Origin of the sequence: Massilia aurea, assembly GCF_024753205.1 — a bacterium.
Classification (GTDB): domain Bacteria; phylum Pseudomonadota; class Gammaproteobacteria; order Burkholderiales; family Burkholderiaceae_D; genus Telluria; species Telluria aurea.
This window is the reverse complement of the sequence record NZ_JANUGZ010000003.1, coordinates 558,558-577,127: the sequence shown is the minus strand read 5'-3', so window position 1 is coordinate 577,127 and position 18,570 is coordinate 558,558. Positions and strand designations below refer to the sequence as shown.

Below are 18,570 nucleotides of genomic sequence, written 5' to 3'. Positions count from 1 at the left end.
CAACCAGTGAAAATCCTGTTGCTGATGCATAGCTTGTCCGCTGGCGGCGCTGAGCGTGCTGCGTGCACGTTAGCCAATTTCTGGGCGGCCAGCGGGCGCGACGTAAACATCGTCACGCTGACCCCGGTCAGCGCCGATTTTTATCCGCTCGATCGCAGGGTGGGGCGCATTTCGCTCGATCTGGCCGGGGCCAGTCACCATGCGCTCCATGGCCTGTGGCAGAACGTCAAGCGTGTGGTGGCGTTGCGGCGCCTGCTGCGCAGTCTGCGGCCAGACATTGCGCTCGCGATGATGAGCACGCCAAATGTGCTGCTGGCGCTTGCCAGCCTGTGGCTGCCAACGCTGCAGACGATCGGTTCAGAGCGTTGCTATCCACCGCACGCAGCGCTCGGTCGCCTGTGGCACGTCCTGCGCCGCACGCTGTACGGCCGGCTGTCGGCCATGGTGGCCTTGACGGGCGAGTGCGCGCACTGGATCGAAACACACACCTCGGCGTCACGGGTGGTCGTCATTCCCAATGCCATCGCCTGGCCGCTGCCGGATAATCCGCCGCGGCGCACGCTGCCCAGGCTGTGCCAGCCTCAGCGCAAACTTTTGCTTGCCGTGGGGCGCCTTGAGCCCGTGAAAAACTTCGACGTCCTGATCCGTGCCTTCGCGCGCCTGGCGCGTGCCTTTCCCGACTGGGATCTGATCATTCTTGGCGAAGGGCCCGAGCGCGCCCGCCTGGCATCGACGATCAGGTGCATGGGACTGGTGCAGCGCGTGGCCCTGCCCGGCGTGGCCGGCAATGTTGCGTACTGGTATGGCGAGGCTGATCTGTTTGCGCTGACCTCGCGTTCCGAGGGCTTTCCCAACGCTCTGGCCGAAGCGATGGCCCACGGCGTGCCTGCGGTCAGCGTCGATTGCAATACAGGGCCGCGCGACATCATCCGCCACGGTATCGACGGTCTCCTGGTCCCGCCAGATGATATCGCCGCCCTGAGCGACGCGCTGGCCCGTGTGATGGGCGACGCTACCTTGCGCGGACAGCTGGCGAGTCGTTCGGTGGAAGCAAGGGAGCGCTTTTCGGTCGCGAATATCGGGCAAATGTGGGAAACATTGTTCCTGGCGCTGTGCGGCAGTCAGGCGCCGGTCCACGAAACCGGCCATGCAGGCAGCCATGCAGGCAGCCAGTCGGCCGTCATGAAGGACGCTGCCCATGAACCATGAACTCGCCGCCGACAGCGAAGCGAGGCTGCCCAGCTGCCATGCGCCACGAACCCCGCCCCGCATTGATCGCCGTTTTTTTGTCAGGTACCACACGCTGTTGATGGCGATCGCGCTTGGCGCCATGTACGCCAACCTGCCGGTATATTTATATGTGCTCGATACGCGGTTGTTGCCCAAATTTATTTATTTCGGCATCTTTGCATTCATCGCGCCGCTGATGATCATACGGTGGCAAGCGCTATGCGATTATCTGGTGTCGCCATTTGCCTTATGGGCATTATTATTATTTTTCTTGAACATGATTCATCTGGCGGGTTTTCCTGCCAGTGCCGACGTTGGCGGTGCGGCATTCATGGATATACATGCCGAAGCCAGGCGCTCCCTGATCGCCACGCGCGCCCAATATATCCTGTTCGCCCTGTTCCTTGGATTCGTTGCCTATATCTCGCCCACGAGAATGTATCTGCGGATCATGTTCGTCATGATGGCGGTCGTGCCATGCGCCGTCATCGTCGATTTCGCGGATCCCGGATTATTGTATCCGGTAGATCTGACCGGTGCGGTGCTTGGGCGGGCGGCAGCGATGTTCATCAATCCGAACCTGGCCGGAGAGGCCATACTGCATATAGTCGTACTCGGCTTTGCCGTGCTTGCACGCCGGTATCGCATGCCCCTGTTTTTACTGGCCGGTGTCGCTATCCTGACCACGTTTTCCCGTGCCGCGATCATTGCGTGGATGGCGTTACTGGGGCTTTTTATTTACAAGCGAACATTGCCAAAATCTGCCGTGGTATCGCTCGCGATTGCAATTGCCATTCTTCTCGTTTTTATCGGCAGCTTTGAAACTTATATATCTTCAAGAGAAGAATTCGAAGATGCAGCCACCAATATTCTGTCGAGGCTCAACTTCTTCTCCAGCTTTACCTTCGATGATGACAGTTCTGAAGAGCGGGCAGGTGTGATTCAGGCCGGCTGGGAGTTGTTTCTTCAAAACCCTTTATTTGGTTCAGGTGCTGGCGCCACGCATTTTTGGCGGCACCGGGGAAGCACGCATAACCAGCTTCTTCTTTTAGCGGCCGAATATGGTGTCCTGGGAATTTTATTATGGGGATGGATGCTCATCATGCTGTGTAAAAGCAGTTTTTTCAGCGATCGGGGACTGCGGTATGCGATGGCATTTCTGTTTGCATTCATGTCGCTGTTCACCCATCAGATGCTTGATGCCGCCTCGTACTGGCTGGCCACGTTTGCGCTGGTATGCGCGATGCCGGGCAGCGCGCCGACCGGCCCACTGCCGCCCCGACCCAGGCAGCGCATGGCGCGCTTGCGCTAAAAAACACTGCTCAGCGTGTCATGACACGACCGCCCGGCCAACATCCCATCAAGCGTGCTTGCACGCACACATACACACACAGCATCGACGACGACGCGCTTCGGACTCAACCATGGCCTCCGCAAAATTTGTCATTTCGCTCGATTTCGAACTGTTCTGGGGCGTCGCCGATGCCCAGACGATTGCCGGCTACGGGCCCAATGTGCTGGGCGAATGGCAGGCCGTGCCCCGTATGCTGGCCTTGTTCGCGCGTTACGGTGTGCGGGTGACATGGGCAACGGTCGGGATGATCATGTGCCGCAACTACGATGACTGGCGCGCTACCCGGCCATCGCTCTTGCCAGGCTACGCACGCCGCGCGTTGTCGCCGTATGGCATGGACCAGTTCGTACGCAGCTACCCGCGGCTGTTCTTCGCGCGGCCACTGGTCGAGCAAATCCTGGCGGCGCAGGGGCAAGAACTGGGAACGCACACCTATGGGCATTTCTATTGCAACGAAGCGGGCGCGTCACCGGCGCAATTCGCGGCGGATCTGGCGTGCGCGCAATCAGTTGCTGCCAGCATGGGCGCCAGCTTGCGTAGCGCAGTCCTGCCACGCAACCAGATTGTCGCGGCCTTCCTCCCCATCCTGTCCCAGGCGGCGATTCAGGTGTATCGCGGTAATGCGCCGCATCCGTTGTACCGCCATGGCGACGCCGTGGTCGGCGGCATTGCCGGTCGCGCAGCGCGCTTTGCCGATGCCTGCCTGCCCCTGAGCGGCAAGCGTACCGTGCTTCCGCAGTTGCATGGCGCTTTGGTGAATGTGCCGGGGAGCCAGTTTCTCTACCCATGGTCGCGCCGGCATCGCGCGTTGTTGCCGCTGCGCCTGCGTCGCCTGAAGCAGGGAATGGCGCTGGCAGCGCGCGAGGGCAGTACGTTTCACCTGTGGTGGCATCCGCACAATTTTGGCGTGAACCTTGACGAAAATCTGGCGCAGCTTGAAGTATTGCTGCGTCACTACCGGCGCCTGGCGGACAGCCATGGCATGCAAAGCCATTGCATGGCCGATTTTGCTTCTGTGTCCGCCACTGCCACCGCGACGACTACTTCCACTGCCTTCGCTTTGCCCACCCTGCCGGGCGCACGGACGCCGTCATGACGCGCCACGTCCTGCATGTCATCACCGGCCTGGCGGTCGGAGGCGCCGAGATGGCGCTGTACCGGCTCATCCTCGCGTTTCGCGGCAGCCAGTATCGCCATACGGTCATTGTCCTCAGCCCTGGCGGCGGCATGTATTCGCGGTTTGTCGCGTCAGGCATCACGCTGATCGTGCTCGACGTGCGGCGCGCGCCGATCGGTGACCTCGTGCGCATGGTCCGCCTGATGCGCACGATGCGTCCCGATATCGTCCAGACCTGGCTCTATCACGCCGATTTTCTCGGCGGCCTGGCGGCCCGCCTCGCCGGCAACCGCAATGTCATCTGGGGCATTCGCACGACCGATGTCGACGGTGGCTGCGCACGCAGCACGGCGCTCGTGCGCCATCTGTGCGCGTCGTTGTCGCGCTGGGTGCCGCACACCATCGTGTGCGTGGCCGAGGCGGCGCGCCGCTCTCATGCCCTGCTTGGCTACGACGCCAACCGCATGGTGGTCGTGGGCAATGGCTTCGACCTGTCGGCATTCACGCCCGGCCATGGCGAACGCGCAGCACTGCGGGCACATTGCGGCTTCGCGGCTGACGACATCGTGCTCGGCACGCTGGGGCGCTTCAACCTCGACAAGGACTATCCAAACTTCATCAAGGCCGCCGGCCAGCTCGCCAGCCGCTACCCGCAGCTGCGTTTCCTGATGATTGGCAAGAACCTGGATGCAGCCAACGCCGAACTGTCGCGCTGGATCGCGGCTACCGGTCACGCGAAGCGCTTCGTCTTGCTGGGCGAACGCGCCGATATCGCCATCTGCCTGTCCGCCATGGACATCTTCTGCCTGTCCTCGCGCACCGAGGCCTTTCCCAATGTGGTGGGCGAGGCAATGGCGATGGGATTGCCGTGCGTGGCAACCGATGTCGGTGACGTCGCCGTCCTGATGGCGAACACGGGCGTGCTGGTGCCCCGGGCCAATCCCGACGCGCTCGCGCAGGGCGTGGCGGGCCTGGTGGCGCTGGACCCCGCGCATCGCAGGCAGATAGGGCAGCAGGCCAGGGCGCGCATCGGCGCCAGGTTCACGATGGGGTGCGTGCGGGCGCGCTTCGAACATATTTATGAAGGCGTCATTGCGAGAGGGGAACTCTGATGTGCGGATTCACTGGATTTCTGGCAGCGGCGCCTTCACCGGCGACTGACCAGGCAGGCTGGCTCAGGCGCATGACCGATGCAATCTACCATCGCGGGCCCGACGATGCCGGCTACTGGTCCGACGGCAAGCACGGCATCGCCCTGGGTCACCGGCGCCTGGCTATCATCGACTTGTCCCCGGCGGGCCAGCAACCGATGCGCTCGTGCTCGAACCGCTTCGTGCTCGTCTTCAACGGCGAAATCTACAACCACCTGGACATCCGCCGTGAGCTCGAGGCAAGCGCCGGTGTGTACGGGTGGCGTGGTCGTTCCGATACCGAAACGCTGCTTGCCGGCTTCGATGCCTGGGGCATTGTGGCCACGGTCGAACGCTCCATCGGCATGTTCGCCTTTGCCGTCTGGGACCGGCAGGCGGGCGTGCTGACTCTCGGGCGCGACCGCGTCGGCGAAAAGCCCCTGTATTACGGCTGGCAGGGCAGGGGAGACGACGCGATGTTCCTGTTTGGCTCCGAACTCAAGGCACTGCGCGCGCATCCGGCCTGTGCTGCCGATATCGATCGCGCAGCGCTGTGCCTGCAACTGCGGCACAGTTATGTGCCGGCGCCGCATTCGATCTACTGCGGCATCGCCAAGCTGCCGCCGGGCTGCCTGCTGACTGTCTCGGCGGTGCGCCCGGAACCGGTGTTGCACACGTATTGGTCGGCGGCGCAGCAGTGGACGGCGGGCGTTGCCACGCCGTTTGCGGGCACGCCAGCGCAAGCCGTCGATGCACTCGACACCTTGCTCAGCGATGCTATCGGCGCCCAGATGATGGCCGATGTCCCGCTGGGGGCATTTTTGTCCGGCGGCGTTGATTCATCGACGATCGTCGCGCTGATGCAGGCCCGGTCAACGCGGCCGGTGCAGACATTTTCAATCGGGTTTCACGAGCAGGGCTTCGACGAGGCGCCGCATGCGAAAGCCGTGGCCCGTCATCTCGGCACCGATCACACCGAGCTGTACGTGACAGCCGCGCAGGCCCAGTCGGTGATTCCACGGCTGCCGTCGATGTACGACGAACCGTTCTCCGACTCGTCCCAGATTCCCACGTTCCTGGTGTCCCAGCTGGCGCGCCGGCATGTCACGGTGTCGCTGTCGGGCGATGCCGGCGACGAACTGTTTTGCGGCTATACCCGCTATGGCTTCGCCGCCCATCTGTGGAAGATGATTGGCGCGGCGCCGTTGCCCGTGCGCCGGCTCGCCGCCCGGGGCATCACGCGGGTGCCGGTGGCTTCCTGGAACCGGCTGGCGCGCACGCTGGGGCCGTGCCTGCCGCGCGCCATGCGCTTTGCCAACACGGGTGACAAGCTGCACAAAGGCGCGCACATCATGGCCAGCGCGTCGCTCGACGAGGTCTACCTGGGCCTCGTGTCGCACTGGGATGATCCGGCTGCGCTCGTGATCGGTGGCCATGAGCCGCACACCTTGCTGCGCGGCGCTGCGCCGGTGCTGGCCGGGCTCGGTAGCGTCGAGCGCATGATGGCGCTCGACACGCTGACCTATCTGCCCGACGACATCCTGGTCAAGGTCGACCGGGCCGCCATGAGCGTGTCGCTGGAAACCCGGGTGCCATTTCTGGATCACCGCGTGATCGAGTTCGCCGCGCGCTTGCCGCTGGCGCTGAAATTGCGCGACGGCGTGAGCAAATGGGCACTGCGGCAAGTGTTGTATCGCTACGTGCCGCAAGCACTCATCGAGCGGCCCAAGATGGGCTTTGGGGTGCCTATCGGCGACTGGCTGCGGGGCCCGCTGCGTGACTGGGCCGAAACCCTGCTGGCCGAGTCGCGGCTGCGCAGTGAAGGCTTCTTCGAGCCTGCGCTGCTGCGCACCCGCTGGCGCGAGCACCTGGCTGGCCGCCGCAACTGGCAATACCACTTGTGGGATGTCCTGATGTTCCAGTCGTGGCTCGAACAGCAGGCTGGGCCGCACCGTGAAGCGGGTGGCGCCGCGCTGCATTGTCCGGCGCCGGCCGTCGCGGCGCCATGCCCGCTGGCGACATGACCCTCGTGCATTGCGTCCGACTTTCCTGAGGATGAACACCATGAACAAGAAAATCGTTATTTCGGTCAATACCGCCTGGAATATCCACAATTTTCGCTCCGGTCTGGTCAAGGCCCTGATCGCGCAGGGCTACGACGTCATGGTGATGGCGCCGGCCGATGCCTACGCGCACCGGCTGGCATCGCTTGGCTGTCGTTTCAAGACGATTTCAATGGATAACAACGGCACCAGCCCCAGTCGCGACTTGTCGCTGCTGGTCAAGTATTGGCGTGTCTTGCAATCGGTGCGCCCGCTGGCCTATCTCGGCTACACGATCAAGCCGAACATTTATGGATCGATCGCCGCGCACCGGCTTGGTATCCCGGTCATCAACAATATTGCCGGCCTCGGCGCGACCTTCATCAACAACTCCCCGTTGACATACCTCGTCAAGCAGCTGTACCGCTGCTCGCTCAGGCAATCGAACCGGGTGTTCTTCCAGAATGCTGACGACTGCAAGCTGTTCGTCGACGCAGGCCTGACGCGGCCTGGCATCGCGGAAGTCTTGCCTGGCTCCGGGATCAACTTGCAGCAATTCCAGCCGGATCCGGTGCAGTTACCCGCAGCGAAGGGATTTCGTTTTTTGCTGGTCGCCAGGATGCTTCGCGATAAAGGTATTGAGGAATATGTCGCCGCGGCGCGGATCGTACGTCAGCAATTGCCGGGAGTGCGGTTCCAGCTGCTGGGCCCGGTCGATGCGCACAATCCGAACTCGATCCCGCTCGATCGGATCGCGGGCTGGAAAAGCAGCGGACTGATTGAGTATCTGAAAGAGACCGATGACGTTCGCCCCTACCTGGCGCGTGCCGATTGCATCGTGTTGCCGTCGTACCGCGAGGGCGTGCCGCATACGCTGCTCGAGGCAGCGGCCATGGCGCGCCCGATCATCGCCACGAATGTGGCCGGCTGCAAGGATATCGTGGAGCATCAGGCCAATGGCTTGCTGTGCAATGTGAAAGATGCAGCCGACCTGGCGGACAAGATGGTTCGCATGGTCGGCCTGACGCACGCACAGCGCCTGGCCATGGGCCAGGCGGGCAGGAACAAGGTCGTCGCGCAGTTCGATGAAAACGTCGTGATCGCGCGTTACCTGAATACACTGCGGCAGATCGAAGCCTGTGGGCACGCACACGCCGTGCAGGGCCTCGAAACGACGGCGCAAGTCTGATATGGCGCTGCGTTTACTGACCGGCGACGCCGCACTGGCCCACATCGGCGCGCAGACGTTCGTGATGGGGTGGCGGGCGCTGCATGCCATCTGCCCTTGGGCCACTGCCTGCCAACATCCCGATTTTGTCTTGCCGTGGTACAGCTTGTACACCGGGCTATTTGTGCCTGTTGTCGTCCTGCAGGAAACCGCTGATGGCGCGCTGGTCGGCTTGTTGCCACTGGCGCTGGACGACAAGGGCCAGCGTCTCACCGGCGCCGGGGAACGGCATGCCGAATACCAGGGCTGGCTGCAGCCTCCGGACGCTGGCGCATCGTTCATCTCGGAGGCGCTGCGGGCCGTGCGCGAGCATCTGCCGCGCGCTGATCTTACGCTGGGTTACCTGCCTGCCGACACGCCACTATCCTGGCTCGATGCGTGGCGCAACGACGCATCCGATGTCCGACGGTGGGTGACACGGCGGTCCGTACGCCGGCCGTTGATGCAGATCGACCCGGTCGCGATGCACCGGCAGCGCAACAAGAAAAATCACCGGCAAAATGTCAATCGCCTGGGCCGGCTGGGCGCGGTGCGGTTCGAGCAGGTCGTCGAGCATGACCATTTTTTGCGGATCATCGATACCCTGTGCGACCAGTACGATTTCAGGCAGGCGGCGCTGTACCGAGCAAGGCCGTTCATGCTCGACGCGGCAAAAAAGCGTTTTTATATCGCGCTGCACCGGCAAGGGCTGCTGCACGTCACGATCCTGACGGTGGACGGCGCCATCGCGGCATCCCACATCGGCCTCTTGAGCGCAGGCCGGGCCGTGCATCTGGGGATCAATACCTATCACCCGGCCATGTCCGCTCACTCCCCCGGCAATTTGCTCCTGGCCATGCTGGGCGTGCATCTCGCCGCGCAGCAGATGCCGTTGCTCGACCTGACGCCGGGCGGCGACGGGTACAAGGAGCATTTTGCGACGGCGCACGATCACGTCTCGACACTGACGATCCACCGCGGTCTGCGCAGCTTCCTGCTGACGGCGGCGCGCCAGCGCCTGGTCGATGTCGCCAGGGCACTGGCGACCTGGGCCGGCTGGCGCCACCATGACGTGCTCGCCATCGTGCATGGCATCCGGCCGCAGCGCTGGACAAGCCTCGCTGCTGGATGGATGCGGCGCCGCACCCACCCCCAGGCCGTCTCTCGCATGCGTCGACCGGGGCTTCCCCGCGAGTCTGCATGCGCGCTGCTGCCGTCCCGCGACAGCCTGCCCGATGTTCTGCAATTTGACGCCGACGGTGCAGCGTGGGATTACTGCGCATTCTTAAACACGGTCATGAAGCGAATGGAACGATCCGACCATTTCTATAGCCTCGTCCATGGCGACCGGCTGGGCCTGTTTTGCTGGGCGAATGGGGCCACGGCGGGCACTGACATGGTCCTGTCTGGTTTATACGTGCATCGGCAATGCATGCAGCCCGATCTGGTCGATGCATTCATTGCAGGCGTCGTGCAGGACATCCACCGCCGCGATCCGCAGGCCGCGATTTACTACCAGGGCAGCCTGAGCGCTGACCTGGACAACAACCTGGCGCGCTGTGGTTTCAGCCCGGCCAACCTGCAACAGGAGCAAGCGGCATGCATCCAGGCGCATTGATTTCCCCGGCTGACAGCGTCACGTGCCACATTGGGCAACTGCCCGCCGACGTCGAAGAGGTCCTGGTGACGACCTATGCCTCGCTGCATTCGTCGCTGGCGTTTTTCAAGGTGTTCCGGTCGATCGGGAATGCCAGTTGCTACCTGGCCCATAGTGCCGGCGCGCCCAGCACGGTGTTGCTGTTTACATTCAGCGGTCGCCGGATTGACGTCATCAACGAAATGATCGAGATCCCGCAGGCCGAGATGGCGCGCTTCGTGACGTATGTCTTTGCGCATTTTCAGCAGGTTGACGTCATCAGTTTCAAAGCCGTCAAGACCGTGACCCGCGAGCTCGGATTCCCGGCGCAACAGTACCGGGCCAAGGGCAGCTATGTCGTCACGCTGCCCGCCACGCCCGACGCCTACAAGGCGGGCATCGGCAAGTCCACACGCGCCAGCATCAACCAGGGCTTGAATGGCATCCGGCGCCACTATCCGTCGTTCCAGTCGCGCTTTTTCGTTAACGACGACATCGACGAAGACCATATCCGGGCGATCGTCGCATTGAGCGAACAAAAGATCAATGCCGGTGATGCCGTGTTTTTCTACGATGTGGCGCGTCTTGTCCGGCTGGCCAGGCTGTGCGGATTCGTGCACGTGATCCTGATCGATGGCCGCATCTGCGCCGGCTCCGTCAATTACCAGGTTGGCGCCAGCTTCTTCGGCGACGCGATGGGATACGACCCTCACTATGAAAAATTCGGACTTGGCAAACTGTGCGTGTTCCTGACGATCTGCGAAAGCATCGTGCGCGGCGGGACCCGGTTTTATCTTGGCGGCGGCGTGTTCGCCTTCAAGGAGCGCTTGCTGGGCGTGCCGTTTTACATGGACGAAGTGCATCTCTATCGTTCGCCCATCAAGCTGTTGCGCAATATCGATCATGCGATCGGCGTCATGCTCGCCGCGGCCACGCGCTCGGGCAAGCAACTGCTGCACCGGCACAAGGGGGCGGCCTGGGCCCGACTCGTGTTCAAGTCGTTTTACCTGTTGCAGCGCCGCAAGTGACGCTTTGCCTGCATGGTGACCAGATGAAGAATCTGTCAGCAAAGCGGCGCAACTTGCTGCTGCGTGGCGCCGCCCTGGGCGCGACGGCGGCGTTGTTGCCAGCCCCGGTTGGCGATGCAACGGGAGGCCAGCCCCGGCGCAACCAGGTGGGCGGCATCGAGGCCGCCATGGTGCCGCCGGCCATTGTCAGCCTGGCTGACTACGGGGGGTTGCCCGGGGCGCGGGTGGCAACGCTGGTCGCGGCGTTTCGTCAGGCCCTCGATGCACTGGCCGTGCAGGGCGGCGGCACCCTGCTGGTCCCGCGCGGCGTCTATGATTTCGGCCACTGCACTGACGCCGCCACCTTGGTGCTGTGCCGCGATGCGCGCGACATTGCCATCTCGGCGTACGGCGCCTTGTTTACGGTCACGACGGCGGCCAACGTCATGCCCAACCTGTTTTACTTTTTCAATTTTCAGAACATCACGATTGCCGGCGCCAGCTTCGCCGATGCAGGATTCGACCCGCGGCCCGACTGGCGTGGCTTGGTGTGCGTGGGCATTCAGGCGGACCGGCCGAGCCATGGCTTCATGCTGGTCGATTGCTACGCCGAACGGGTCGTGAGTCTGCTCTCGTCGCATAACAACGCCGCCACGCGGCGCCTGCTCTCGAATATTCGCGTACACGGCGAAGTGCGCTACGCGTATTACGGTGTCAGCGCCAGTTTCATCAGGGGAAATGTCGATATCGACCTCGTATGTCACAACGTGCGGCGGGCCGTCATTGCGTCGGCGCTGCGCAATGCGGACATCCGGGTGACCGTGTCCGGTACCGCCCAGTGGCCCGTTAGCAACGGGCTCATCGTGCTGATTTGCGGCGGCGCCAGGATGGGCAATGTACAGAATGTACGGATCTCGCTCGCAGCCTCGGGCGAGGGCAGCTACGGCAGCTATGTTCATTTTTATCACCAGGGCGATGAACCTGACGGCGCGATCCGCAACATCGACGCCACGGTTCATCTTGCCAATGCTGCTTTCGTCAAGAGCCTGTTCCTGTTCGACCACGAAGCGCTCTTCGTCAAGGCGACTACCTGCCGTGTGTGGGACCGTATCGCGCTGCACGGCACGATTACCGGCGAGTTCGCCGGCCGCGTCATCGCCAATCCATCGGCCAGCGCCACGCCCGGCACGGTCTGCCTGGATCGTAACCTGGCGCAGCACGCGCAACATGTGCATCCCGGCCCCATGCCGCTGGTGGTGCAATGAAACCTGGAGGCGACGGTCGACAATGCGATTATTGATCTACATTCATTCGCTGGAAAATGGCGGCGCCGAGCGCGTGGTCGCCAACCTGGCCAACCACTGGGCGTCGCTAGGCTGGGCCGTCACCGTGGTGACCGTGGCGCCGAAGGCGCGTGACTTTTACGTGCTTGATGCCGGCGTCGGCCGCCGCTGCCTTGATCTGGCTGGCCAGGGCGGCGGTTTGCTCGCCGGCGTCGTACGCACGGCCCGGCGCGCGCGCGCGTTGCGCGGGGTGCTGCGTGAGGTGCAGCCCGCTGTCGCCTTGTCCGCTATGCACACGGCCAATGTCGTGTTGGCGTTGGCAGCGCGGGGGCTGCCTGGCGTGCGCACGGTGGGCTCCGAGCATAATTTTCCGCCCAAGGCGCCGATGGGCGTGATCTGGGAAACGTTACGCTGCCATGCCTACGGCCACTTGCACGCGGTTGTCGCATTGACCCGTGAATGCGCACACTGGCTGGAACAACACTCCCGTGCCCGGTGTATTCCCGTGATCCCGAACCCCGTCGTGTGGCCGTTGGCGCAGCATGCGCCGCAGGTCAGCCCCACGACCTCGTGCGCGCCTGGCCGGCAGATACTGCTGGGGGTTGGCCGGCTCAGCGAAGAGAAAAACTTCACGACCCTGATTGCCATCTTTGCCCGACTGGCGCCCGTGCACCCGGATTGGGACCTCGTCATCCTGGGGGAGGGCGCGCAGCGCGCGGCGTTGTCTGCGCAGGTGCAGGCGGGCGGACTGGGGCGACGCGTGTGCTTGCCCGGCAGTGTCGGCAATATGGGCGACTGGTACGCGCGCGCCAGTCTGTATGCCATGAGCTCGCATTTCGAGGGTTTTCCCAACACCCTGGTCGAAGCCATGGCGTATGGCTTGCCGGCGGTGAGCTTCGATTGCGATACCGGCCCCCGGGATATCATCCGCCACGGGATCGATGGGGTCCTGGTAGCGCTTGGCGATATCGATGGCATGGCCGCGGCGCTGGATACCCTGATGCGTGACAGCCGTGCGCGGGCAAGATTCGCGCAGCGCGCGGTCGAAGCGCGAGAGCGGTTTTCGATGGAGAAAGTCTCGCGCATGTGGGAAACCGTGTTCACGCCAGCGACGTGCACGCAGGCCATCGAGGTTGATGCCGTTGCCGAATGACCCACGCGTTGTAATCACGCTCCGCAAACTGTAATCCCTTCCCATTGTTCTCCCAATCCATCGCTTCTCTACCAGCCTCGAGACCGATTAGGCTGCGCCACGTTCTTAAAATTTCCGATTTGCAATTTCTTGGAGTAGTGTTGCAACTTTTCAGTTTTCCCAAAGAAAAATATTTGGGGAACTAATTGAGCCGAAGCATCTCCAACGCCAGTGTTTGAATTTTTAAGAAGCATTTTTCTGACACACATCAGACGTTGGCGCTGAATTCCTGTTCGCTCACTACACCCACCTTGGGCGATCAGGAAACCAAAGCGGTGACATTTTTCTCAAGGAATTATTTTTTATTTCTTGGAACCAATCGCTTTGAGGAAACTCAAACGAGTTCATGATTCCAGGAATGAGGAGATGCCATGATCGATAGCACGTCGTTGTAGTCACAGCACGCCCAGCAGGGGATGTCTGTGTGCGCTTTCTCGCGTCATGTCGTGGGAAGACCATCGGTCTTCTCGTCGCCAGTTATCCACCATAGCGCCTTGCCGCGCTTCCCCGCCGCTAGCTGATCGCCAGTCGATACAGCTAGTCCATTTCAGCAGGTCCTGCGGATATCCCTGCCACTCCGGTGCGAGCGGCAGCGGGATCGTCACGCTCTTTGTCTGCGGATGCTTCCCGCCACTTGCGCTGCAAGCGGCGACGGGATCGTCACGCCCGGTTGTTGGATTTTTATTTAAAGCGATTATCAAATGTCATCTATTCACATCACTTCCATTCCTTCCGTCCGTCGCCCAATCGGGCTCGCACTGCTGTGCGCCGGGCTCCTTTCCAGCCCGGTGCTGATGTCGGCTGCCGTCGCTGCGCCTTTCGCACCGGCCTCGGTCACGGCGGGCCCCACGACGGCAAGCAGCGACGGCACCAATCTGAGCATCCGCATTCGTTACGCCGGCACGCCGGCCTGGGTACGCGTGTACATCGATAACGATGCCGTTACCACGACCGGCTATGCCTTCAACGGCGTCGGCGCCGGTTACATGATCGAAAATGGCCGCCTGTATCGCTACAGCGGCAGCAACGGCTCCTGGGCCTGGACCTTCGTCAAAGCCGTGCCGTACGCATCGGCCAATAACCTGGCGACGATAACGGTGACGCGTGCCGAGCTCGGCGGTGCGGACAACATCAGCGTCATCACCCAGACCGATCCACCAGCACAACTCTCGCCGATCCTGCGTCTGTCGATCACCAAGACGACGCCGACGCCGACCCCGACGCCAACGCCAACGCCAACGCCAACGCCAACGCCAACGCCAACGCCAACGCCAACGCCAACGCCAACGCCAACGCCAACGCCGACCCCAACGCCGACGCCGACCCCAACGCCGACGCCAACACCAACACCGACCCCAACGCCAACCCCAACGCCATCCCCGGGCACCACGGTGCCAGTGAACTACACCGCCAGCACGGCGGTTATCACCAACCCGGAGCGCGGTTTTTACCGCCACGTTGGCTGCGAAACGCCGCTGAGCCAGTCGCAACTGACGAGCTTCCGCACGTCGGGTGGTGAATCGCTGATGCTGTGCGTGTTCTATCTGCGCAGCTTCGTCAATGCACCGATCAGCCAGTCCACGCTCAATCTGTTCCAGCAACAGATGGACACGGTGCGCAAGGCTGGCCTGAAAGCCATCGTCCGCTTCGCTTACAACGACAACAACTCGCCGGTCGATGCGACCCCGGCGATGGTCAACACCCACCTGACGCAGCTTGCGCCATACCTGACGGCCAACAAGGACATCATCGCCGTCGTGCAGGCCGGCCTGATCGGCGCCTGGGGTGAGTGGGGCAACACCAACAATTATGGCGACAGCTACAACATGACCGCCAAGAACATTGCAGACCGCAAATCAGTGGTCGACAAGCTGCTGCAAGTGGTGCCGGCCGAACGCATGGTGCAGTTACGCATGCCCCTGTTCAAAACCAAGCTGTACACCCCGACCGCCTTGAGCGCGAGCGAGGCCTACAACGGTTCAGCCAAGGCGCGCCTGGGCCACCACAACGATTGCTTCCTGTCCAACGCGTCGGACTACGGCACCTATATCAATCCATCGGTGGAGTTCCCGTACCTGGCGGCCGAAACGAACTACGTTGCCTCGGGCGGCGAGACCTGCAACTACGCACCGCCACGCAGCGATTGCCCGACCGCCCTTGCCGAAATGGGTCGCTTCCACTGGTCTTACCTGAACCTGGACTACAACACGACGGTGCTGAACAACTGGAAAACGCAGGGTTGCTTTACCCAGGTCAAACAAAAGCTGGGCTACCGCTTCGTGCTCAAGAGCGGTGCATTCTCGCGCACGGCAAAACCGGGTGGCGGCTTCGTCGTCAACCTGCAACTGCAGAACGAGGGCTGGTCGGCGCCATTCAACAGCCGCGACGTGGAACTCGTGTTCCGCAACACGGCGAGCGGGGCGACCCATCGCGTCAAGCTGGCAACCGATCCGCGCCATTGGCTGTCGAACCAGACCGTGACGATCAACCAGACCGTGGCGCTCCCGGCAAATATGGCGGCCGGTTCGTACTCGGTGCTGCTGAACCTGCCGGATCCACAGACGTCGCTGCGTGACCGGCCGGAGTATGCGATCCAGCTGGCCAACAGCAACACTTGGGAAGCGTCGACCGGGTTCAACAACTTGCAGCATACGGTTGGCGTCGCACCATAAGCAGCATCCCGGCCTGACGTAAGGGCCGGGCAATAAAAAAGCCAGACCGGTTTGCCGGTCTGGCTTTTGCCTGAGCGTCGGCACGGCACTGGTGTAGACTGGCAACTTGTGGTTGATCGGCCGCATCAGACCATCTTTCAGACCAGGACAGCACACGATGAACAGTTTTGCCTCATGGCAGGCACGGGCGGCGGAACACAGCGCTACCAGCAAGCGTGACACCGTGTTGTTTCTGGCGTACGAAGCGGCGTCGGCATCTGAGGCCAGTGCCGCAGGCTTTGAATTGGTCGGAACGAGCTGGGACGCCAATGGCGTCGAGGTCAAGGCGTATAAATCGAAGCCGCCGGGCGTACCGGAATTCGGGTGTATCGTTTGCGGTAAAAATTCGCAGTATTACCATGGCGTGTATTGCTGCGGAAGGAAACGGGTTCTGATGCTGTGAACGCTGCAATCGCAGCATGACGACAATCACAACGTGACGCGGCGCGGTATCGCGCAAGACGACCACTGGTCCAGGCATGGACAAATGAAAAGCCAGACCGGCTAACGCCTCGTCTGGCTTTTTGTTGTCTGGTCGGGGTGAGAGGATTCGAACCTCCGGCCTCTACGTCCCGAACGTAGCGCTCTACCGGGCTAAGCTACACCCCGACGGCTCGGGGTGTACGTACAACAACCCCGGGATGGTCGTAATATAAAATCGCTTAGTGGTTCCTGTCAACGGCGAAGCTGCTCAGTTGCAGCAGGCTGTTCTTGAACAGGCTGTCGGGCAAGCCGGCAATGGCTTCGGATGCCCGGCGCGCTGCCTGTTCGGCCTGTGCCCGCGTGTAGTCGAGCGCGCCGCTTGATGTCACGGCGGCCAGCACGGCGTCGAATTGTGCTTCATCGCCTTGCTCGATGCAGCTGCGCACCAGTTCACGCTGCTCCTGGGTGCCATGTTCCATCAGCCAGATCAGGGGCAGGGTCGGCTTGCCTTCGCGCAAATCGTCCCCGAGGTTCTTGCCGATCTCGGCGGCGTCGCCTGCGTAGTCGAGCACGTCGTCGATCAGCTGGAACGCAGTACCGAGCGAGCGGCCATACTCGCCGGCGGCGGCGATCTGGGCGTCATTCGCGCCGGCGATCAGCGCGCCCAGCTCGGCAGCGGCTTCGAACAGCTTGGCGGTCTTGGAGCGGATCACGAGCAGGTAGCTCGCTTCGGTCACGTCCGGGTCGTGCATGTTCAGCAGTTGCAGCACTTCGCCTTCGGCGATCACGTTGGTGGCGTCGGACAGGATCTGCATGATGCGCATGCTGTCCAGGCCAACCATCATCTGGAAAGCGCGCGAGTACAGGAAGTCGCCGACCAGCACCGAGGCCGCGTTGCCGAACAGCGCGTTGGCGGTCTGGCGGCCGCGGCGCATCGACGATTCGTCGACGACGTCGTCATGCAGCAGCGTTGCGGTGTGGATGAATTCGACGACGGCGGCCAGCTCATGGTGCGCGGTGCCCCGGTAGCCATAGGCATTGGCCAGCAGCAGCACCAGTACTGGACGGATGCGCTTGCCGCCGGCACTGATGATGTACTCGGCGATCTGGTTGACCAGCGTGACTTCGGAATGCAGCCGCTGGCGGATCACCGTGTTGACGGCCTCCATATCGGGCGCGATCGACTGGACGATGGTGTTCTGTTGGGCGTGTTGGGTAGCGGCTGACAAGGCTGACCTGCGTGAGCGTTGGGTTAACTATAAGAGTGGGGCGATTATACGTCATGGGAGGGCGAACCGTCGGGCTGAGAGGGGCGCGCTTGCGGGAGAGCGGGCGAGGCAGCCATGGATGCCGCCCGATGTCGTGAAGCGATCGCCGAATGGTTTTGACGCACTGCACCGACTTATGTATAATCCTCTGTTCCCCGGCTTAAGATTAGTCCTGCGTGTCAAGCGCGGGCCGACGCGCCGAGGGGTTCTTTTAACATTTGATGAGGTTTCAAATCATGTACGCGGTCATAAAAACCGGTGGCAAGCAATACAAAGTTGTCGCTGGTGAAAAACTTAAAGTAGAACAGATACCGGCAGACATTGGTTCCGAACTCACGATCGATCAGGTCCTCGCCCTTGGCGAAGGCGAAAGCATCAAGTTTGGTGCTCCGCTGGTCGAAGGTGCAACGGTGCTGGTGAAAGTGGTTTCGCAGGGTCGCCACGACAAAGTGCGTATCTTCAAGATGCGTCGTCGTAAGCACTACCAGAAGCGTATGGGCCATCGCCAAAACTTCACCGAAATCCAGATCGTTTCGATCAACGGCTAATCCCCGTTTCCGGTCCCCAGCAACGTCATCCAGGAGTAAATAAATGGCACACAAAAAAGGCGGCGGTACTACCCGCAACGGCCGTGACTCAGAAAGCAAGCGCCTCGGCGTGAAAGTCTACGGCGGCCAGGCAGTCAATGCCGGCGGCATCATCATTCGTCAGCGCGGCACCCCAGTGCGCGCTGGCACCGGCGTCGGTACGGGCAAGGATCACACCCTGTTCGCGCTGGTCACTGGCACCGTCAAGTTCGTCAAGCAAGGCGTCGGCTCGAAGCAATTCGTGACCGTCGTTGCTAACGAAGCAGCGGAAGCAGTCGCAGCGTAATAACGCACTCGCGCCGCTTTCGAGCGGCGCTTCTTTGCAAGGCGCAAGCCTTCCATCGAAAGGCTCTGCCCACGGTAGGGCCTTTTTTAGTTTTTAA

General features: G+C 62.1%; 15 protein-coding genes and 1 tRNA gene. 14 read left to right on the top strand and 2 right to left on the bottom strand.

What is annotated here, in order from left to right; genetic code table 11:
* The first annotated feature begins 6 nt into the window (after positions 1–6).
* From NX775_RS13125 to NX775_RS13070, 12 genes are all read left to right on the top strand, one after another.
* Positions 7–1,209, top strand: coding sequence for a glycosyltransferase family 4 protein (locus tag NX775_RS13125; RefSeq protein ID WP_258836406.1), 1,203 nt, complete (start codon positions 7–9; stop codon positions 1,207–1,209).
* The gene (locus tag NX775_RS13120) at positions 1,199–2,542 is read left to right on the top strand and encodes an O-antigen ligase family protein (protein ID WP_258836405.1); all 1,344 of its coding nucleotides are present in this window, start codon (positions 1,199–1,201) and stop codon (positions 2,540–2,542) included. The genes NX775_RS13125 and NX775_RS13120 overlap by 11 nt, the downstream gene beginning before the upstream one ends.
* Before the next feature lie 112 nt (positions 2,543–2,654).
* Positions 2,655–3,680, top strand: coding sequence for a polysaccharide deacetylase family protein (locus NX775_RS13115; RefSeq protein ID WP_258836404.1), 1,026 nt, complete (start codon positions 2,655–2,657; stop codon positions 3,678–3,680).
* The gene (locus NX775_RS13110; RefSeq protein WP_258836403.1) at positions 3,677–4,813 is read left to right on the top strand and encodes a glycosyltransferase; all 1,137 of its coding nucleotides are present in this window, start codon (positions 3,677–3,679) and stop codon (positions 4,811–4,813) included. Before NX775_RS13115 ends, NX775_RS13110 begins: the two co-directional genes overlap by 4 nt.
* Positions 4,813–6,855: an asparagine synthase (glutamine-hydrolyzing) gene (gene asnB, locus NX775_RS13105; protein WP_258836402.1), complete on the top strand. Its 2,043-nt coding sequence runs from the start codon at positions 4,813–4,815 to the stop codon at positions 6,853–6,855. The genes NX775_RS13110 and asnB overlap by 1 nt, the downstream gene beginning before the upstream one ends.
* Positions 6,856–6,895: 40 nt before the next feature.
* Positions 6,896–8,062: a glycosyltransferase family 4 protein gene (locus tag NX775_RS13100; protein WP_258836401.1), complete on the top strand. Its 1,167-nt coding sequence runs from the start codon at positions 6,896–6,898 to the stop codon at positions 8,060–8,062.
* A 1-nt stretch (position 8,063) separates the two neighbouring features.
* Positions 8,064–9,698, top strand: coding sequence for a GNAT family N-acetyltransferase (locus tag NX775_RS13095; RefSeq protein ID WP_258836400.1), 1,635 nt, complete (start codon positions 8,064–8,066; stop codon positions 9,696–9,698).
* On the top strand, positions 9,680–10,744 hold the full coding sequence (locus tag NX775_RS13090; protein ID WP_258836399.1) for a GNAT family N-acetyltransferase: 1,065 nt from the start codon (positions 9,680–9,682) through the stop codon (positions 10,742–10,744). Before NX775_RS13095 ends, NX775_RS13090 begins: the two co-directional genes overlap by 19 nt.
* Positions 10,745–10,767: 23 nt before the next feature.
* A complete protein-coding gene (locus NX775_RS13085; protein WP_258836398.1) occupies positions 10,768–11,988 on the top strand; it encodes a glycoside hydrolase family protein in 1,221 nt (406 codons plus the stop codon).
* A gap of 22 nt (positions 11,989–12,010) precedes the next feature.
* On the top strand, positions 12,011–13,159 hold the full coding sequence (locus NX775_RS13080; protein WP_258836397.1) for a glycosyltransferase family 4 protein: 1,149 nt from the start codon (positions 12,011–12,013) through the stop codon (positions 13,157–13,159).
* 740 nt (positions 13,160–13,899) lie between these two features.
* Positions 13,900–15,870 (top strand): DUF4832 domain-containing protein, encoded by a 1,971-nt coding sequence (locus NX775_RS13075; protein ID WP_258836396.1) that lies wholly within the window; start codon positions 13,900–13,902, stop codon positions 15,868–15,870.
* Between the two features lie 157 nt (positions 15,871–16,027).
* On the top strand, positions 16,028–16,312 hold the full coding sequence (locus NX775_RS13070; protein WP_258836395.1) for a hypothetical protein: 285 nt from the start codon (positions 16,028–16,030) through the stop codon (positions 16,310–16,312).
* Between the two features lie 129 nt (positions 16,313–16,441).
* Here NX775_RS13070 and NX775_RS13065 read toward each other — a convergent pair.
* Positions 16,442–16,518, bottom strand: a tRNA-Pro gene (locus NX775_RS13065).
* A 53-nt stretch (positions 16,519–16,571) separates the two neighbouring features.
* Positions 16,572–17,501: an octaprenyl diphosphate synthase gene (gene ispB, locus NX775_RS13060; protein WP_370660590.1), complete on the bottom strand. Its 930-nt coding sequence runs from the start codon at positions 17,499–17,501 to the stop codon at positions 16,572–16,574.
* A gap of 335 nt (positions 17,502–17,836) precedes the next feature.
* Here ispB and rplU point away from each other — a divergent pair, with 335 nt between their 5' ends.
* Together rplU and rpmA are read left to right on the top strand one after the other, a co-directional pair.
* Positions 17,837–18,148, top strand: a complete 312-nt coding sequence (gene rplU, locus NX775_RS13055) for a 50S ribosomal protein L21 (RefSeq protein ID WP_183549341.1) — start codon at positions 17,837–17,839, stop codon at positions 18,146–18,148.
* Positions 18,149–18,191: 43 nt separating this feature from the next.
* A complete protein-coding gene (gene rpmA, locus NX775_RS13050; RefSeq protein ID WP_183549343.1) occupies positions 18,192–18,473 on the top strand; it encodes a 50S ribosomal protein L27 in 282 nt (93 codons plus the stop codon).
* Positions 18,474–18,570 lie beyond the last annotated feature (97 nt).